The following is a 17,419-nucleotide window of genomic DNA, read 5'->3' as shown; positions in this document are numbered from 1 at the left end:
AAACACACATGAACACTACAAGTACGCGATCCAAGGGCAAGACCGCAGCGGCTCCCACCAGCGAGACCGGCAAGGACAACGCCGTATCGACCGGACGAAAGAGTCTGGAAACCATCCTTGTCGAGCGTCGTGAAGGAGTCGGTCTGATCACCTTGAATCGACCCAAGAGCCTCAATGCACTGAGCATTCAGCTGGCGTCCGAGGTCGTTGCCACCTTGCGTGAGTTCGATGCCGATGAGCGAATTGGCGCCGTCGTGATCACGGGAAGCCCACGCGCCTTTGCCGCCGGTGCCGATATCGAGGAGATGGCGGAAAAGACGCTGGTTGACCTGCTCGGCAAGGACATCTTCGCTGATTGGGATCAGATGCGATTCATCAGAAAACCGGTGATAGCCGCCGTCAGTGGCTTCGCCCTGGGTGGCGGTTTCGAATTGGCGATGTTGTGTGATTTCATCATTGCAACCGAGGATGCGCAGTTCGGTTTGCCCGAGATCAGACTGGGCATCTTGCCGGGAATCGGAGGCACTCAGCGTCTGACCAGATCCATTGGCAAGGCATTGGCAATGGATCTGATACTGACGGGTCGGACCATCGACGTACACGAAGCCAAGTCAGCGGGCATCGTTTCCCGCGTGGTACCTGCCGGTGACCTCCTGCAAACCGCCATCGAAGCTGCCCACCAGATTGCGGGGCTGAATGCCCCTGCCGTTGCCATGGCCAAGGAATCCGTCAATCGCGCCTTCGAGACTTCGCTGACAGAAGGTGTGCTGCATGAACGTCGACTGTTTCAGGCAGCCTTTGCCACCGAAGGTCAGAAGGAGGGCATGGCGGCATTCATCGCCAAGCGTGCACCGGTGTTCCGCAATCGATGACTTGACAAGCAGGGATTATCCCTGTTTTCTGTCATTCTTCGAAACGTGGCGAGCAAGTGGACCAGATCATGAACAACAACACCACCGATGCCAGTCTGGACGCCACACTGAACCTGCAGCGCAAGGCCGCCATTACACGTGGTGGTGCGTTCGATCATGGCGGGCAGGTTCGGGTTCGCCGCCTGTCGGACTTCGACATGAACAGAACGATATTCGGCGGCCTTGGTGGTCTTGCACGCAAGTTCATGGACGAGAAACTGGCCAGGGAGGTGGAGTGGGACGCTGTGGCCGCATCGGATATCGAGACCGCTTACGCCGAATTCGACTCTGCTCGGCCTGCACCACCAATCAATCCGCAGTTGATCGACTTCATGGTCAGGGAATGCGATTTCAGTATGGAGCATGCTGATGGCACCTTTCTCGAGCATCTCGTGTTCTGTCATCACTATGCAGCTCATCATTACCCTGAGCATTCACCGAATGTGGCGCTGCTGCATTCGATTCTGGGTACGGCTACCAATACATTTGCCATGGATGCGGCAAAGATACCGCAACTCAAGGCCTTGCTGACTGACTTCGAATCCCTCCAGGTGGAGGCGTTTCCATCGATTCTGCGTTTGCTGTACAACAAGGATCTACTCGAGGAGCTCGAGCAGAATACACAGCGCCTTGGCGATCTCGACGCCTTGCATTGTTTCCGCGTGATCGATAACGAGCCCCTCAGGATCGACGCCGACAATTTCTGGATCAACCTGAACTATCATTTGATGCACTTTGTCGATTTCATGCCCACGGCAAACTGGTCCACGCATCAGTCAGATCCCTTGCTGCAGATGTTCAAACGGCTGTCGCAGCTGCTTGATCAGGCCGGTCAACGTCAGGCCCAGGTAGCATTGGAACTTCCCGAAGCGAAGACAGCCCCCGTGGGAGAAAACCCCACATTGCTCGGGCGAATCATGGCTCTGTTACCGGCATCGATAACACTCGCGCTGGCCAGGAAATCCGTTCGCAGATACTCGGCACTGGCGGGGCACGATCTTTCCTACCAGCTTGTCTGGAAATGATTGGCAGATTGCCAGCGGCTTCAGCTACTGACCCGGTTAATCAGTTTCGGCGAGATGACATCGTGCCGAGCTTCAGTCCGCCCCTCCAGTCGTGACAGAATGGTCTCCGCAGCCAGTGCGCCAAGGCCTGAACCATCCTGATCGACGCTGCTCAGACTGATCAAGGGCATCTCCGCCACCGGTGAATTGTCGTAACCGACAATGGCCAGATCTTCCGGTACGCGCAAGCCTTGCATGCGAGCAATGTTGATGAGCGGGATGGCATGAAGATCCGACCAGCAGAACACGGCCTCAGGCAGTTCGGGCCTGTCAAGGTAGGCGATCAGATCCTGCTCGGAAGGACCGGTTGCAGACTTCATCCGGATGATGGATGCTGGCAGGCCAGCCGCCTTCATGATGTCAAGATAGCCACTTTCCCGGCGTGATTGCACATTGTGCGGCTTGGTGGCGTCGCGTGGCAAGGTCAGCATCTCGATGCGGCGATAACCGCTGTCCACAAGTGCCTGGGTAGCCAGTCTGCCGCCCGCATGATCGTCGCTGTTTACCGTGTCGAAGCTGGTGGCTTCCGCATCATGGTGACCAATGGCCACCAGCGGTATCTGCCGGGAATAGTGAGTGATTCGTTCTCGAGAGAGGCTCGGCGCAACCAGAATCAATCCATCCATTGACATGTCGATCATCGTTTCGATGGTCGGACCTTCGATTTCCTCCCGTCTTCGCCCGACACCCAGAAACGGCTTGTATTGCGAAGCGCCCAGAGTCTTGCCGATGCCATCCACAACGGTTGGAAGAAAGGGATTCGAGAATTCCACCAGTAGCACGCCAATGGCATAACTCTGCCCGCGCATTCCGCGTGCTGCCGTGTTGGGGCGGTAGCCCAGCTTTTCTATCGACACCTCTACGCGGTTTCTCAGCGAGTCACTGACGCCATAGGCGTTTCGCAACACCTTGGAGACCGCTGAAACACTGACCCCGGCATCGGCGGCCACAGTGCGAATTGTCGGTTTTCGGACTGACATGGAGGTTCCTGTCGAACAGATCACGTCCGGCCAAAGTTCGGGTATGGGACGCCATGGATGAAAAAAAGATTGTACAGGAAAGACAACTGTGCAACGATATACGTAGAACGTTCTACACACTTGATCAACCAGGAGCAATCAGCGGAGATGGTGTTGGATAGTGAACAGACAAGTCCCGTGGCCTACCGGGAAATCAGCCGCAACTGGCAAGCGCAGATGATTGCGCCTCTGGCCGACGCCGGCCAGGGCAGCCGTGCAAGCTTCGTGTCCACGACCTTTCGTGCTACCGGGTCGGCACGACTTCATGTCTCTGCCATGGGTCTGTACCGCGCTTACTTGAATGGAAAGCGTGTGGGAGACGACGAGCTGACGCCAGGGTGGACCTGTTACGATGATCGTATCGCCTACCAGAGCTACGATCTGACCGGCCTTCTGGTCGAGGGCGACAATCGCATCGATATCTGGCTGGGCGATGGCTGGTTTCGCAGTCAGATGCTGTGGGACAGACAAGCGATCTTCAACTGCTGGGGAGACCGGATAGCTGCGATCGCGGAGATCGAGGTCGGCGACACCCTGATTGCCAAGACCGACAATAGCTGGCGAAGCGGTTTGCTACCGATTACCGCCTCCGGCATCTACCATGGCGAGGACTTCGATGCACGACTCGCGAACCTGATTGCCGATCAACAGGTAGAGGCTTTGCCATTCAACACTGCCAGTCTGGTACCGCACGAAACAGCACCGGTGAAAACCATGGCGCCACTGGCTCCCATCAGAATCTGGGAAGCCGATGGTAGTCGTCTCTATGACTTTGGTCAGAACATCGCAGGCTGGGTGAGTTTTCGAACTCGTGGCGCTGCCGGGGCAGTCATTCGGGTCGAACACAGCGAAGTCCTGGATGGCGAAGGCCGATTCGACAACCGCAACTATCGTTCCGCCCGGGCAGAATGCCGTTACACCCTGTCCGGTGATGACGAACAACGCTATGCGCCTCACTTTACCTTCATGGGGTTTCGCTATGCTCGAATCACCGTTGATGGAGAAGCGAAGGTATCCGACGTGCTGGCTGTACCAGTGACATCGGTGCCGGAACAGTGCGGTGGTTTTACCTGTGATATTCATGCGGTCAACCAACTGGTCGAGAACACGATCTGGTCACAACGCGGCAATTTCATCGAGATTCCAACTGACTGTCCTCAGCGTGATGAACGACTCGGGTGGACCGGCGATGCTCAGGTGTTTGCTGGCACTGCCTGCTGGCTGGCCGATTGTGAACGGTTCTTCCTCAAGTACTTGCGTGATGTCATGCACGACCAGCGTGTCGATGGCGCGATCCCTCACTTTTCACCTGATCCCACACGATTGCACCCGGATCAGCTCGGCGAAGGCTGGGCCGGATCCACCGGCTGGGGCGACGTGATCACCGTGATGCCATGGCAGCATTATCTGCACTATGGAGATACCGCTGTGCTACGCGATTGCTACCCGGCAATGCGACGCTGGCTGGATTATGTCTGGTCACTCGGAAATGGTCCGATCGTCAAGACACGCGCCAGACGAGAGGAGCCGGGATTCACGTTCGGAGATTGGCTACAGCCAGTCGGAGACAATCGATTGCCACGCCCGACCATTGCGGCCGACTGCGCGGCCACTCTGTACCACTATCTCTCGACCGACCTGACCGCCGTCATAGCGGAGACAATAGGCGAGGACTCCAGCGAACTCCGCGAGCGGGCAGCCCGTATCCGCGACGCATTCGCCTACGAATACATCGCACCATCCGGACGGCTTGCTCATAACGACATGACATCGTACGCACTCGCAACGATGTGTGATCTGATCCCCGCTGACAAGCTGGAAGCTGCACGATCCTGTTTTGCCAAGGTCATCGAAGACGCCGACGGATTGATCGGTACCGGGTTCATCGGCACTCCAGCTCTCCTGCCAGCCCTGTCAAGACTGAACTTGACAGCCGAGGCGCAGCAGCTGTTCCTGAACCGCGAGGTACCCGGCTGGCTCTATCAGGTGGAGCAGGGGGCCACCACCATCTGGGAGCGCTGGGACGCCATCAGCCCCGACGGCGAGATCTACGATCCGGAAATGAACAGTTACAACCACTATTCCTACGGCGCTGTATGCCAATGGTTGTTCGAGGATGTCGCCGGAGTCAAACCCCGTGCCGATGGGCCCGGGTTCAACAGAGTCACGCTGTCTCCACACATCCTTGACAGACTTGGCCAGGTTTCCATGTGGCACGAGTGCCGCCATGGTCGGATCAGTGCGGCCTGGTCCCTGAACAACCATAAAGTGACGTATGACATCGATCTGCCGGACGGTTGCGAAGGCATGTTGATCCGCCGCCATGGTCAGAGCGGCTTTACGCTGGACGGTGTAGACGTCGACCTGCCAGAGGAAGGTCTGAGCATAGCCTCAGGAGCGCATACGATCACATTCGAGCTTGCCTGAAATCCAACGGATACCACTACTTCATTCATACCGCCGATCCACCATCGGCACCTTCAATACCAACTCTCTGGGAGGAGAACAGATGACCACCATCAACCGATCCACAAGTGCGGCCACGGCTGCCCTGGCAATCTGCGCTGCAATGGCACACGGGGTCCAGGCACAGGAATTGACGGTTCTTACCGACAGTTCCCCGCAATATGTCAAGACCATGGAAGCACTGATGTCGGCGTATACGGCAATGCATCCTGATGTAACCTTCCGACTGGAAAGTCGGCCGGGTGGTGCAGAAGGAGACAACCTGATCAAGACCAGGCTGGCGACAGGTGAAATGGAAGATATCTTCAACTACAACTCTGGATCACTTCTTCAGGCATTGCGACCGAACCGCACCCTGCTGGAAATCAGCGACCTTCCAGCGATGGAGGTCACGCTCGACAGTTTCAAGCAGGCTGTGACCGGCCCTGAAGGTGGAATCTACGGAGTGCCGATGGCCGCGGCAATGGGCGGAGGCATCCTCTATCACATCCCGACCTATGAAAAACTGGGTCTAGAAATTCCGATGACCTGGGATGCCTTCATGGAAAACAACAAGCGCATTGCCGAGGAGACCGATCAGGCGCCAATCGCCCAGACGTATCGCGATACCTGGACATCACAACTGTTCGTCCTCTCGGATTATTTCAATGTGCAGGCTGAAAGCCCCGACTGGCACAAGGCATTCACGGCAAACGAAGCGAAATTTTCCACGACACCCGCCGCCATGCGTGGTTTCGAGCATCTGCAGGAAGCTCATGCCGCAGGCTACTTCAATGAGGATTTCGGTGCGGCCACGTATGCTGACGGCCTGGCAATGGTGGCCTCTGGAGAGGCTGTTCATTACCCGATGTTGACTCATTCGATCAGCGCTATCCAGCAGAACAATACCGATCAACTGCAAGACATCGGTTTTTTCGCCCAACCTGGAGATCACGCCGACAAGAACGGACTGACCGTGTGGATGCCTGCGGCACTGTACTCTCCGAAAAGCACTGAACATGCCGATATCGTCAGAGACTTCTTCGATTTTGTCGGTTCGGTGGAAGGGTGCGAGACCATTATCGAAGCCATTGGCGCAGCCGGACCACATGTGACGCAGGGCTGTGAGCTGCCCGCAGATATTCCTCCTGCCATTGCCGACATGTCGGCCTATTTCCAGGAAGATGGACGCACCTGGCCGGCGCTGGAATACCTCTCACCAGTCAAGGGCCCCTCTCTGGAACAGATAACGGTAGCCGTTGGCAGCGGTATCAACACTGCTGAAGAAGGCGCAGCGCTCTACGACCAGGATGTCATGAAACAGGCCAGACAGTTGGGACTGGAAAACTGGTAGCGATCAGCTTTTCACGCAATCCTCACGTGCCCACTCGTGCACCTCACGGGTGGGTCCTGATTCCTCCTGACCCGAGCTTTTGCCGATCATGAGACGCAAGACTCCCTATCCATATTGGTTCGTTGCACCAGCCGGTGTGATTTTCACCGTCTTCTTCGTTGTTCCGACTCTGACATCCTTCTATTTCGCTTTGACCCGTTGGGATCTGTTCGATCTGACGTTCATCGGCTTCGAGAATTTCCAACAGTTCTTCTCGGAACCGTTCCTGGTGGAAGGCATGCTGAACACACTCCTGTTCGCCGGCATCACGTCGAGCATGAAGACTGTTATCGGCCTGTTGCTTGCCGTGCTGCTGACTTCGGGAATCTGGGCACAGAGCTTTCTGCGCACGGTTGTCTTCTTTCCCGTACTGGTGTCCACGATAGGTGTGGGCCTTGCCTTTACGGAACTCATGCACCCGACAAAGGGCGCGATCAACATGGCGCTCGACGTCGTTGGCATCGCCGGACCGGGCTGGTTGACGGACCCCCAGCTGGCTCTTCTGTCGGTATCGCTGGTGGATGTCTGGCGCGGCGTCGGCCTGGCCACCCTGATCTTCATTGCCGGACTGGCCTCGATCAGCCCGGAATACTACGAAGCCGCTCGGATGGACGGCGCAACTCGCCTGCAACAGTTCTGGCGAGTGACCGTCCCCCTGGTGCGTCCGGCTACCGTGACTGTCGTCATTCTGTCGTTGATTGGCGGGATGCGACTGTTCGACCTGATCTGGGCCATGACTCGGGGCGGACCGGGGTTCAGTTCGGACGTGCTGGCCAGCATCATCTACAAGCAGTATCAGGCCGGTTTCTTCGGACTATCAACAGCCGGTAACGTCATTCTGTTTCTTCTCATCTCGCTGATCATTCTGCCACTGGTCTGGTTCTTCAACCGTCGGGAGGTCGACCTTTGAAAACTCGTCAATATCTGATTGGAGTCGCGTCACTTGCCGGGGCGCTGTTCATCTTCGTGGTGCCATTTCTCTTCATCTTCCTGACGGCAGTGAAATCACCGGCTGATGCCGCGTCCATGGATTTCAGCTGGCCGGAGCAGTGGCAGTTCTGGCAAAACTTCAAGGAGGTGCTGAAAACGGGGGATTACATCCTGTTGCTCGCCTACTGGAATTCCACGCTCATCACGGTTTTTGCCGTCACCATGCTGGTGATTTTCGGAGCGATGGTTGGCTATATTCTCAACCGTCGCCGCTCGCCATGGAACAAGGTCATCATGGCCTTTGTGCTGGCGGGACTGATGATACCGCCGGCGGTTGTACCGACAATCTGGGTACTGCAGCAGCTGAACCTGTTCAAGACCATTTATGGAATGATCCTGATCCAGTGTGCCTATGGTCTGGGTTTTTCCATTCTGCTCTTCAGCCAGTTCATCGGCACCATACCGCGCGACCTGGACGAGGCTGCTCGAATCGATGGTGCCAGCCCATTGCAGATCTTCTTCAAGGTCATCATGCCATTACTCAAGCCTGTCACTGTTACGGTCATCGTCGTGCAATCGATCTCCATTTTCAACGATTTCACGCATCCCCTCTATTATCTGCCAGGTCGCGACAACGTCACCGTACAGCTGACGCTCTACAACTTTCAATCGCAGTTCGTCAGCCAGATGAATCTGCTTTTCATGAACATCCTGCTGGTCACCATCCCACCACTGGTGGTGTTCATCTTCTTCAACCGACAGATTGTCGCCGGCATGACCGCCGGCGCTGTGAAAGGATAAATCGATGGCCCGAGTAGAGCTGAAGAACCTGGTCAAGAGTTTCGCTGCAATCGACGTCATCAAGGGCGTCGACCTGAGTGTGGAAAGTGGCGAATTCTGTGTGTTCGTAGGTCCCTCAGGTTGTGGAAAATCGACCTTGTTGCGCATCATAGCCGGATTGGAAGAGGAGACATCCGGTGAGATCTTCATCGACGAGAAGAATGTTGCGCCTCTTGAACCGGTGGACAGGGGCGTTGCCATGGTATTTCAGAGTTATGCCCTTTACCCCCATCTTACGGTTCGCGAGAATGTCGGCTTCGGGCTGAGTCTGACCAAAATGGCGAAATCCGAGATCAAGGCCAGAGTCGATGCTGTAGCAGAGACCCTGCAACTGACCGCCTTGCTCGATCGCAAGCCCAAGGCATTGTCCGGTGGTCAACGCCAGCGTGTCGCCATAGGACGAGCTATCGTGCGCGACCCGAAGGTGTTTCTCTTTGATGAACCCCTATCGAACCTCGATGCCGCCCTGCGCAGTAAAATGCGCATCGAGCTGACGGACTTGCATGCCCGACTGGGTGCGACCATGATTTATGTCACCCATGACCAGGTCGAGGCGATGACCATGGCTGACAAGATCGTGGTTCTGCATGACGGGCATATCGAACAGACGGGCACCCCCATGGAACTCTACAATTCACCGGCTACACCGTTCGTCGCGGGGTTCATCGGAAGTCCGAAAATGAATCTGTACACGGGGGATGTTGCTCGCCAGATGGGATGTACCACCTACGGTATACGACCCGAACACATCACCCTGGGAAGTGACGGGATGTGGACCGGTCGCATCCGGCATATCGAGCGCCTGGGGGCGGATACCACGCTGCATCTCGACGTCGATGGCCTGGGGGAAATGATTGTCCGCACCGATGGTCAGATCGAATATGAGCTCGGGGCAACCCTTCATGCCAGCCCCATAGCGGGATGCGAGCACCGATTCGATATCTGAACCAGAATCAGATGATTCGGGAGGACAGCTGTCGTACCGACTGCACCAGATACTTGGCGTAGTTTCTCGCTGTTTGTGTATCGAGTGACTCGCCGTTGATCGCGGCACTGATGGCGGCTACGGGCTCGTTGCGCTGGTTCAGTATCGGCGCGGCAATGCAACTGATGTGGCTATCGATTTCGCCCTGGGTCACCGCATAGCCGAGCCTCTTGGCTCTGCTGATGTCCTCCTGATTCGCGTCCAGAACGCGTTTGCTTTTCAGGTCTTCACACTCTTCACTGCTGTAATAGTCTCGCCTGAACGCCTCGGAGCGCATGGACAGAATAGCCTTGCCAGATGCCGACTGGTGCATCGGCATGGTCAGTCCGATGTGGATATTGAAGGCACTGTTCGCCGAATACTCGACCTTGGAAACCACGACCACCCTGTTGCCGATGGGCACGCAAAGGAAGATGGGTTTGTGTATCTCGTTTTTCAGGATCTCCGCTATCGGGTAGAAATAGGGGATGAGATTCTGCCTGTTATAGATGGTCGACGCTATCTGAAATATTCGTGAGCCAACGCAGTAGGACTTCTTGCGACTGGGGTCCAGGGCGACCAGCTGATGATCGAGCAGCGCCTTGATGAGGCGGTGCCCGCTGGCAACTGCAATGCCGGTCTGTTCGCAAATCTCCGACAGAGTCATCGGATAAGTGGACGTGGCGAGCAAATCCAGAATCAGTACGGTGCTGTCAACTGCTGGGGCTTTGGATCTGGTTTTTGGTTCCATCACAAATTTTCCATACGGGGAAAAACCGGCTATCAGGTATCGAACCGTGACACAGCCGGGGAGCAGACACGCTTATGACTGCCAAGGGTTGATACAGAGCCATTACGTGCATGATTCCACACACCGCCACACGTCTGACTTATCCATGGCTGCAGTATACCTAGCGGTTTCATGGGCATTGCCTTGTTCCATTCACCAATTTAATTCCATATATGGAAATAAATTATTACATGTGAAATTATTTATTGACAGCCCTTTTTCAACTCCCTAGGATGCCGCCATCAATTCTGAGGAGTCTGTCATGCGTATCGACAAGAACTTTGTCTGTAACGAGTTCAAGCAATCCAACACGGCAGAAACTCTGTCCGTCTACAGCCCCGCGACTGAAGAGCTGGTGGGGCAAGTGCAACTGGCTACCGCCGAAGAGGCCATCGAGGCCGTTGAAGCCGCGGCAGAGGCGCAGAAGCGATGGCGCGAGCTGACGAGCATAGAGCGTGCGGCGTACATGCATCGTCTGGCGGATGCACTCGTTGCACGCAAGGATGCCATTGGCCTGGCACTGGCCAACGAATCCGGCAAGAGCCTGGAAGATGCATGCAATGAAGCTGTCTATGCCGGAGACATCACTCGCTACCATGCGGAATGGGCACGTCGCATCGAAGGCGAGGTGATTCCCAGCGACACCCCGTCAGAAAGTCTGTTGCTTCAGCGTGAACCCATCGGTGTCATCGCCTGCCTGATCCCGTTCAACTATCCTGTCTATACGCTTCTGCGAAAGATCGCACCGGCGCTGATCACCGGCAACACCGTCGTGGTTCGGCCCAGCAACAACACACCGGGTTCTGCATTTGAAATTGCCCAGGCAGTACTCGAGTCAGGCCTGCCGGCAGGCGTGGTCAACATCCTGACCATGGACCACGCCATTGCCGAGCGTGTCTGCACTCATCCGGCCGTAGGCATGATCACACTGACTGGCAGCGTCGGTGCTGGTCGAAAGGTACTGGAATATTCGCAGGTCAACATATCCAAGTCGTCGCTGGAACTCGGTGGCAAGAGTCCGGCCATCGTGGAAGCCGACGCCGACCTGGAAAAGGCAGCCAGGGAGATTGCGGCGTCCAAGACAACCAACTGTGGTCAGCTCTGCACGGCCATCGAACGCGTCTATGTGCATGAAGCAGTCTATGAGCCCTTCGTCAAACTGTTGCGGACTCATATGGAAGAACGCCGTTATGGTGATCGCAGTATCGAACCGAGTGACATGGGTCCGCTCATCAATGAAAGCTCTCGCCTGAACATACACCAGATGGTGGAGCGCGCCATCGATGATGGAGCCAGACTGGAGATGGGCGGCTTCATTCCCGAAGGCCCTGGCTACTTCTATCCACCCACCATGCTGACGGAGTGCCGCCAGGACATGGAAATCGTTCAGGAAGAGATATTCGGGCCGGTTCTTCCCGTGCTCAAGTACAGCGATGCAGACGAAGCCTTGCGCCTGGCCAATGACCACCAGTTCGGACTTGCTTCAGTGGTATACACCGAAAACTACCGTACCGCGATGAAGCTGGCCAACAACATCGAAGCCGGTGAAGTCTATGTCAATCGCACGCCTGCCGACCCCTATCAGGGATATCACGCAGGTTGGAAACGCTCCGGTCTGGGCGGCGATGACGGCAAGCACGGCATGCTCGATTACACCCAGACGCGACTGGTCGTGTTGAATTACTGAATGCCCGACAGGGGTCTGCCTTGCAGAATGTGAGGCAGACGTCAACCGTGTAGTACCCCAAACCCAAACAGAAATGTGCTTATAAAGGAGAAGTAAAGATGGCGGCGACAATAGACCAGGTCATTCCGGTTGACGATAAACGAACGAACCTGAAACGATATTTCCAGTTCTCGCTGCTATTGCTTGCCGCTGGAGCCATCTACCCATTGCTCTATCTACGTCAGAATTTCGAGACACCGATTCTCGAGGCGTTCCAGATAAGCAGCAGTGATCTTGGCAACTACTACTCCATGCTGGGCGTGATGTATTTTCTGTGCTATCTGCCCAGCGGCTGGCTGGCGGACAAACTTTCACCACGCTTGCTGGTTTCAATATCCATGGTGGGCACCGGCGTACTCGGCTTGTGGTTCGCCACCATTCCATCCAGAGACGTTCTGGTCTATATTTTCATGGCATGGGGCATCGCTGCGGGCCTGACGTTCTGGGCGTCGATGCTCAAGGGCGTGAAGATGCTGGCTCACAAGAACGAGCAGGGCAAGTTCTTTGGCATCCTCGACGGTGGTCGCGGGTTTGTCGAAGCCATTCTGGCCTCGATTGCCATTGCGATCTTTGCCTATGCCATCGAGACCAAAGGTGACAGTAATGCCGTCGCATTGCAGCAGGTAATTCATATGTATTCCTTTACCTGCATCGCCATCGGAGTCCTGACCTTCCTGTTTGTTCGCAGCGAAAAGTCTGCCGAAGTGACGCAGAAGCGCAAAGGCAATCTTCTGCAGGATCTGAAGTTCCTGATGTCCATTCCCGAGATGTGGATTGTTGCCCTGGTCATATTCTGTGGCTACCAGCTGTTCTGGGCGACGTATTCCTTCTCTGCATTCCTGCAGGAGGGACATGGCATGACAGCGGTCACAGCCGGCTTCGTCACCGTAGCCAAATTGTGGATGCGGCCTATCGGCGGGATCGGTGGTGGATTTCTCGGTGACAAGTATGGCAAGGAGAATATCCTGGCGATTGCCCTGGCAGGTTCCACGCTGGGATTGGTCATCATGATCCTGTTCCCACAGCTCAATACCATATACTTCGTACTCGCCATCGTGTTGCTGATAGGTGTATTGACCTATGCGATTCGGGGGCTTTACTGGGCTATCCTCGACGATTGCGACATACCGCTTCACGTTACGGGTCTTGCCATTGGCGTCATTTCGCTGATTGCCTATACACCCGACATTTTCCTCCCTCAGATCAACGGTTTCATCGCAGCACGCCATGAAGGGGTTACCGTCTATCACCTCTATTTCGGCTACATTGCCGTCATGGGTGCAATCGGTACACTGGCGGTCCTGAAGTTGAAATCAATGACAGCACACAACAAGGCAAAATGATGAAAGTCGTATCCTGTGACACTCATATCGTAGCCACACCGCCGCCACACATTGGCGGCATGTACTGGATCTTTGTTTCCCTGCGGACCGATTGCGGCATTGAAGGTGTCGGTGAAGTCTACGCGGCCACCTTCCACCCCAAGGTCATGGGCCCGGCAATCAGCGACGTCTTCGAACGCTGTCTGCAAGGGCGTGATCCTCATCATGTCGAACGATTCTTTCGTGAAGCCTATTCCAGTGGATTCACGCAGCGTCCCGACCTGACCATGATGGGGATTGTCAGTGGCCTGGAGATGGCCTGCTGGGACATCATCGGCAAGGCTGCAGGCAAGCCGGTACATGAGCTGATAGGTGGCAAGGTGAACGACAGACTGCGTTCCTACACCTATCTCTACCCGAAGGACAAGAATGGTAATCACGATTACAACAACGTCGAACTGGCCGTCGAATGTGCGCTCGAGAACAAGGAAGCCGGCTTCACCGCACTGAAATTCGACCCGGCGGGTCCGTATACGGCCTATTCAGGGCATATGCTGTCGCTGGAAGACATGGACAAGAGTGCCACCTTCTGTCGCCGCATCCGTGAAGCCGTGGGTAACAGCTGCGATCTGCTGTTCGGTACCCATGGACAGATGACCCCGGCCTCGGCCATACGTCTGGCAAAGAGACTCGAGCCCTATGACCCCATGTGGTTTGAAGAGCCGGTCCCTCCCGGGCAAAACGAAGCCATGTCAAGGGTGGCACAGCACACCAGCATCCCGGTTGCCACCGGTGAACGATTGACGACCAAGTACGAGTTCCATGATGTATTGAAGCATGGTGCTGCGGCCATCCTGCAGATGAATCTTGGCCGGGTAGGGGGTATCCTCGAGGGCAAGAAGATTGCCAGCATCGCCGAGGCCTATTACGCCCAGATTGCACCGCACTTGTATAATGGGCCGGTTGGCGCAGCTGCCAGTATCCAGCTGGCTGCCGCCACACCAAACTTTCTGATTCAGGAAAGCATCGGTACCTGGGATGGTTTCCATGCAGAGGTTCTGCAGGAAAAGATCGAATGGAAAGACGGTTACATCATTCCTTCGAACAAACCCGGTCTGGGCGTCGAACTGAACATGGATGTCGTCAAGGCACACTCTCCCTACACCGGCAAGACCCTGCACCTGATCATGGACCCCAGGCCGTACGACTACCAGAGGCAATCTTCCAGCAGCTGGAAAGAGCCCCCGGAGCGCTAGACATGCAATATGACTACATTGTGGTCGGCGCAGGATCTGCCGGTTGCATTCTCGCCCATCGCCTGAGCGAGAGCGGTGAGCATTCGGTATTGCTGCTGGAGGCGGGTGGCAGGGATATCTCCCCCTGGATCAGACTGCCGGTGGGGTTTGCCAAGACTTACTACAATCCGCAGTACAACTACATGTACTACAGCGAGCCTGAAGCGGGGATGGCCGGGCGCAAACTCTATGCACCGCGCGGCAAGGTGCAAGGTGGCTCCGGTTCCATCAATGCCATGATCTATGTGCGTGGACAGGATTCGGACTTTGACGATTGGGCCGCCGCCGGAAACGACGGCTGGTCTTCCAGCGAGGTGTTGCCATTCTTCAAGATGCTGGAGCGACACCCGTCTGGCGACAATGATCACCACTCCAGCCAGGGTCTGATCGGTATCACGCCCATGAAGGAGGGGGCTCATGCAATCTGCCAGCACTTTCTGAACGCAGCGGAAGAACTGGGCATGCCGCTGAACGAGGACTTCAACGGTAGCGAGTTCGAAGGGGCCGGCATCTACGAAACCAATATCGACAAGGGGCAGCGGGCTTCCAGCAATTCTGCGTACCTGAAACCGGCGCTGAAACGCAGGAATCTTCACATTCGGCGTCACGCGATGGCAGAGAAGCTGTTGTTCGACGACAGTGGTCGAGTCACGGGGGTTCAGGTGCGTACCGAGAGTGGCATGGAATCGTTTTCCGCCTCTGTGGAAGTGATCGTATCGGCAGGCGCTGTGGACACACCCAAGTTGCTGCTCCTGTCCGGCATCGGCGATAGCGCGGAATTGGACAAGCATGGAATTTCACTGCAGAAACATCTTCCGGCTGTCGGAAAAAACCTGCAGGATCATCTCTGCGTGAGCTACTACTACCGGGCCAATATCCCGACCCTGAATGACGATTTCCGATCATGGACCGGCAAGGCAAAGGCGGCGTTGCAATACCTGTTCACCCGCAAGGGAGCCTTGTCCATGAGTGTCAACCAGTCAGGTGGTTTCTTCAAGGGTGATGACAGCGAAAAAGAACCCAATATTCAACTTTACTTCAACCCGATGTCGTATCAGATACCGGTAGATCCCAAGGCAGATCTGGTCCCAGAGCCCTATTCGGGCTTTCTGATTGCCTTCAATCCCTGCCGACCGACCAGCCGTGGAAGCATCGAGCTGGCGTCGGCTACAGCGACCGATGCAGCGCTGATTCGACCGAACTATCTGGCAACCGAAAAGGATATCAATGAAGTCATTCAGGGGAGTCGTCTGATTCGAACGTTCATGCAATCCCGATCGCTTCAGTCAGTCACGGAAGAGGAGGTCATCCCGGGGGCGACAGTGGAGACCGACGAAGAGATGCTGCAGTATTTTCGTGAAAACGGGGGCTCCATATACCACCTGTGTGGCTCCTGCACCATGGGACCGGATCCCGAGACCTCCGTGGTGGACCAGCGGCTACGGGTTCACGGAGTACCCGGGCTGAGGATCGTTGATGCCTCCATCTTTCCCAATATCACGTCAGGCAATATCAATGCCCCCGTGATGATGGTTGCCGAGAAGGGCGCCAGAATGATTCTGGAAGACAGCCGCTTGACCAGTCATGCAACCACTGGCGAACATATGCCTGACCGGGTTGATACGGCTATTGCAGGCTAGCACTGACAACAACTGGATTGTGAGCGGAACCATGACGTGACCATCATGATTCCGCTCCTGGCCAGATCTCCTCAATCAGTGATCTCGACCACCACCTTGCCGATTGCCTGACCACTGGTCAGACGCGCATAGGCATCGCCAACCTGCGCCAGTTCGAATCGTTGCTCGTCAAGCAGTGGTGTGATTGCGCCAGAATCAACCAGTTCTGCCAATCTGGCAAGGATGGCTCCGTGCGTTTCCCGCTTGTGATCATGCAGCATGGGAATCAACATGAAGACAACATGCAGTGACAGGCCGCGAAAGTGAATCGGTGTCAGATCCAGCTCCACCAGGGAAACAGTGGTACTGACGTTGCCGTTCAATGCTGCCGCGGCGAAGGAATTTGACAGATTGGCTCCACCGACGGTATCGAAAACCACATCAAACCCGGCACCGTCGGTATGTCTGGCCACATAATCGGCCACTTCTTCGGTCTTGAAATCGATGGCAGTTGCGTCGTAGTCAGCAACAATCTTCGATTGCTTGTCCCCTGTGATGGTGGTGTAGACTTCAGCACCCATGTGCTTGGCCAATTGCACGGCCAGGTGACCGACACCTCCCGCACCGCCGTGTACCAGCACCTTTTGCCCGGCTTGTGTGCCGGCTCTGACCAGGCCTTCATGGGCGGTGATACCGACCAGTGGCATGGCTGCCGCTTCTCGCATGGACAGTGATTCGGGTTTGTGGGCGATCAGCCTGGCGTCCGCAGCGATGTATTCGGCCAGTGCGCCCGGAAGTCCTATCAGCCCGCCAGCACAACCGTAAACCTCATCACCCGGTGCAAAGTCGCTCACACCGTCGCCAACGGCCTCAACGGTACCGGCAAAGTCCATGCCCAGTAGCGCTGGCAGATCGGGCGACAACGGCAGATTTTCCTGGCCCATTTGCCGAATCATCGTGTCAACAGTGTTGACGCTGCTTGCAGCGATACGTACCAGGACTTGCCCAGCACCTGCTACCGGTTTGTCCAGTTCGGCAGGTCGAAATTCAGACGCTTCACCGTATTCGTTCAGAACCATGGCTTTCATGAAACATACTCTC

General features: G+C 55.9%; 14 protein-coding genes. 11 read left to right on the top strand and 3 right to left on the bottom strand.

The window, feature by feature from the left end; genetic code table 11:
• The first annotated feature begins 8 nt into the window (after positions 1-8).
• Both ACUNV4_RS26740 and ACUNV4_RS26735 read left to right on the top strand, forming a co-directional pair.
• A complete protein-coding gene (locus tag ACUNV4_RS26740) occupies positions 9-872 on the top strand; it encodes an enoyl-CoA hydratase-related protein (protein ID WP_430881720.1) in 864 nt (287 codons plus the stop codon).
• Positions 873-940: 68 nt separating this feature from the next.
• Positions 941-1,936, top strand: coding sequence for a hypothetical protein (locus ACUNV4_RS26735; protein WP_430881719.1), 996 nt, complete (start codon positions 941-943; stop codon positions 1,934-1,936).
• 20 nt (positions 1,937-1,956) lie between these two features.
• On the opposite strand, the gene ACUNV4_RS26730 is transcribed toward ACUNV4_RS26735, so the two are convergent.
• On the bottom strand, positions 1,957-2,955 hold the full coding sequence (locus ACUNV4_RS26730) for a LacI family DNA-binding transcriptional regulator (protein ID WP_430881718.1): 999 nt from the start codon (positions 2,953-2,955) through the stop codon (positions 1,957-1,959).
• A 153-nt stretch (positions 2,956-3,108) separates the two neighbouring features.
• Here ACUNV4_RS26730 and ACUNV4_RS26725 point away from each other — a divergent pair, with 153 nt between their 5' ends.
• From ACUNV4_RS26725 to ACUNV4_RS26705, 5 genes are all read left to right on the top strand, one after another.
• The gene (locus ACUNV4_RS26725) at positions 3,109-5,421 is read left to right on the top strand and encodes an alpha-L-rhamnosidase (protein ID WP_430881717.1); all 2,313 of its coding nucleotides are present in this window, start codon (positions 3,109-3,111) and stop codon (positions 5,419-5,421) included.
• A gap of 82 nt (positions 5,422-5,503) precedes the next feature.
• The gene (locus ACUNV4_RS26720) at positions 5,504-6,793 is read left to right on the top strand and encodes an ABC transporter substrate-binding protein (protein ID WP_430881716.1); all 1,290 of its coding nucleotides are present in this window, start codon (positions 5,504-5,506) and stop codon (positions 6,791-6,793) included.
• Between the two features lie 88 nt (positions 6,794-6,881).
• Positions 6,882-7,742, top strand: a complete 861-nt coding sequence (locus ACUNV4_RS26715) for a carbohydrate ABC transporter permease (protein WP_430881715.1) — start codon at positions 6,882-6,884, stop codon at positions 7,740-7,742.
• Positions 7,739-8,563: a carbohydrate ABC transporter permease gene (locus ACUNV4_RS26710; RefSeq protein WP_430881714.1), complete on the top strand. Its 825-nt coding sequence runs from the start codon at positions 7,739-7,741 to the stop codon at positions 8,561-8,563. Before ACUNV4_RS26715 ends, ACUNV4_RS26710 begins: the two co-directional genes overlap by 4 nt.
• Positions 8,564-8,567: 4 nt before the next feature.
• Complete coding sequence (locus tag ACUNV4_RS26705; protein ID WP_430881713.1) at positions 8,568-9,548, top strand: ABC transporter ATP-binding protein; 981 nt, start codon at positions 8,568-8,570, stop codon at positions 9,546-9,548.
• 7 nt (positions 9,549-9,555) lie between these two features.
• Here ACUNV4_RS26705 and ACUNV4_RS26700 read toward each other — a convergent pair whose 3' ends face one another.
• A complete protein-coding gene (locus tag ACUNV4_RS26700) occupies positions 9,556-10,317 on the bottom strand; it encodes an IclR family transcriptional regulator (RefSeq protein ID WP_430881712.1) in 762 nt (253 codons plus the stop codon).
• A gap of 301 nt (positions 10,318-10,618) precedes the next feature.
• Between ACUNV4_RS26700 and aldA the strand changes: the two genes are divergently transcribed.
• The 4 genes from aldA to ACUNV4_RS26680 all read left to right on the top strand — a co-directional run bounded on the left by aldA (position 10,619) and on the right by ACUNV4_RS26680 (position 16,339).
• A complete protein-coding gene (aldA, locus tag ACUNV4_RS26695; RefSeq protein WP_430881711.1) occupies positions 10,619-12,043 on the top strand; it encodes an aldehyde dehydrogenase in 1,425 nt (474 codons plus the stop codon).
• Between the two features lie 98 nt (positions 12,044-12,141).
• Positions 12,142-13,425, top strand: coding sequence for an MFS transporter (locus ACUNV4_RS26690; protein ID WP_430881710.1), 1,284 nt, complete (start codon positions 12,142-12,144; stop codon positions 13,423-13,425).
• Complete coding sequence (locus ACUNV4_RS26685; RefSeq protein ID WP_430881709.1) at positions 13,425-14,660, top strand: mandelate racemase/muconate lactonizing enzyme family protein; 1,236 nt, start codon at positions 13,425-13,427, stop codon at positions 14,658-14,660. The genes ACUNV4_RS26690 and ACUNV4_RS26685 overlap by 1 nt, the downstream gene beginning before the upstream one ends.
• Positions 14,661-14,662: 2 nt before the next feature.
• Entirely contained in the window at positions 14,663-16,339 is a 1,677-nt protein-coding gene (locus tag ACUNV4_RS26680; protein WP_430881708.1) for a GMC family oxidoreductase, read from the top strand.
• Positions 16,340-16,410: 71 nt separating this feature from the next.
• On the opposite strand, the gene ACUNV4_RS26675 is transcribed toward ACUNV4_RS26680, so the two are convergent.
• Entirely contained in the window at positions 16,411-17,406 is a 996-nt protein-coding gene (locus tag ACUNV4_RS26675) for a zinc-dependent alcohol dehydrogenase family protein (RefSeq protein ID WP_430881707.1), read from the bottom strand.
• Positions 17,407-17,419: the final 13 nt, after the last annotated feature.

The sequence above is a fragment of the Granulosicoccus sp. 3-233 genome, from assembly GCF_052681095.1.
This window is presented reverse-complemented; position numbering and strand designations above follow the sequence as displayed.

What these genes read in the sequence shown, in the direction of transcription:
- ACUNV4_RS26690 (WP_430881710.1), top strand. Translation starts at nt 12,142, where the DNA reads ATGGCGGCGACAATAGACCAGGTCATTCCGGTTGACGATAAACGAACG.
- ACUNV4_RS26715 (WP_430881715.1), top strand. Translation starts at nt 6,882, where the DNA reads ATGAGACGCAAGACTCCCTATCCATATTGGTTCGTTGCACCAGCCGGT.
- aldA (WP_430881711.1), top strand. Translation starts at nt 10,619, where the DNA reads ATGCGTATCGACAAGAACTTTGTCTGTAACGAGTTCAAGCAATCCAAC.
- ACUNV4_RS26735 (WP_430881719.1), top strand. Translation starts at nt 941, where the DNA reads ATGAACAACAACACCACCGATGCCAGTCTGGACGCCACACTGAACCTG.
- ACUNV4_RS26720 (WP_430881716.1), top strand. Translation starts at nt 5,504, where the DNA reads ATGACCACCATCAACCGATCCACAAGTGCGGCCACGGCTGCCCTGGCA.
- ACUNV4_RS26675 (WP_430881707.1), bottom strand. Translation starts at nt 17,406, where the DNA reads ATGAAAGCCATGGTTCTGAACGAATACGGTGAAGCGTCTGAATTTCGA.
- ACUNV4_RS26740 (WP_430881720.1), top strand. Translation starts at nt 9, where the DNA reads ATGAACACTACAAGTACGCGATCCAAGGGCAAGACCGCAGCGGCTCCC.
- ACUNV4_RS26685 (WP_430881709.1), top strand. Translation starts at nt 13,425, where the DNA reads ATGAAAGTCGTATCCTGTGACACTCATATCGTAGCCACACCGCCGCCA.
- ACUNV4_RS26680 (WP_430881708.1), top strand. Translation starts at nt 14,663, where the DNA reads ATGCAATATGACTACATTGTGGTCGGCGCAGGATCTGCCGGTTGCATT.
- ACUNV4_RS26730 (WP_430881718.1), bottom strand. Translation starts at nt 2,955, where the DNA reads ATGTCAGTCCGAAAACCGACAATTCGCACTGTGGCCGCCGATGCCGGG.
- ACUNV4_RS26700 (WP_430881712.1), bottom strand. Translation starts at nt 10,317, where the DNA reads ATGGAACCAAAAACCAGATCCAAAGCCCCAGCAGTTGACAGCACCGTA.
- ACUNV4_RS26705 (WP_430881713.1), top strand. Translation starts at nt 8,568, where the DNA reads ATGGCCCGAGTAGAGCTGAAGAACCTGGTCAAGAGTTTCGCTGCAATC.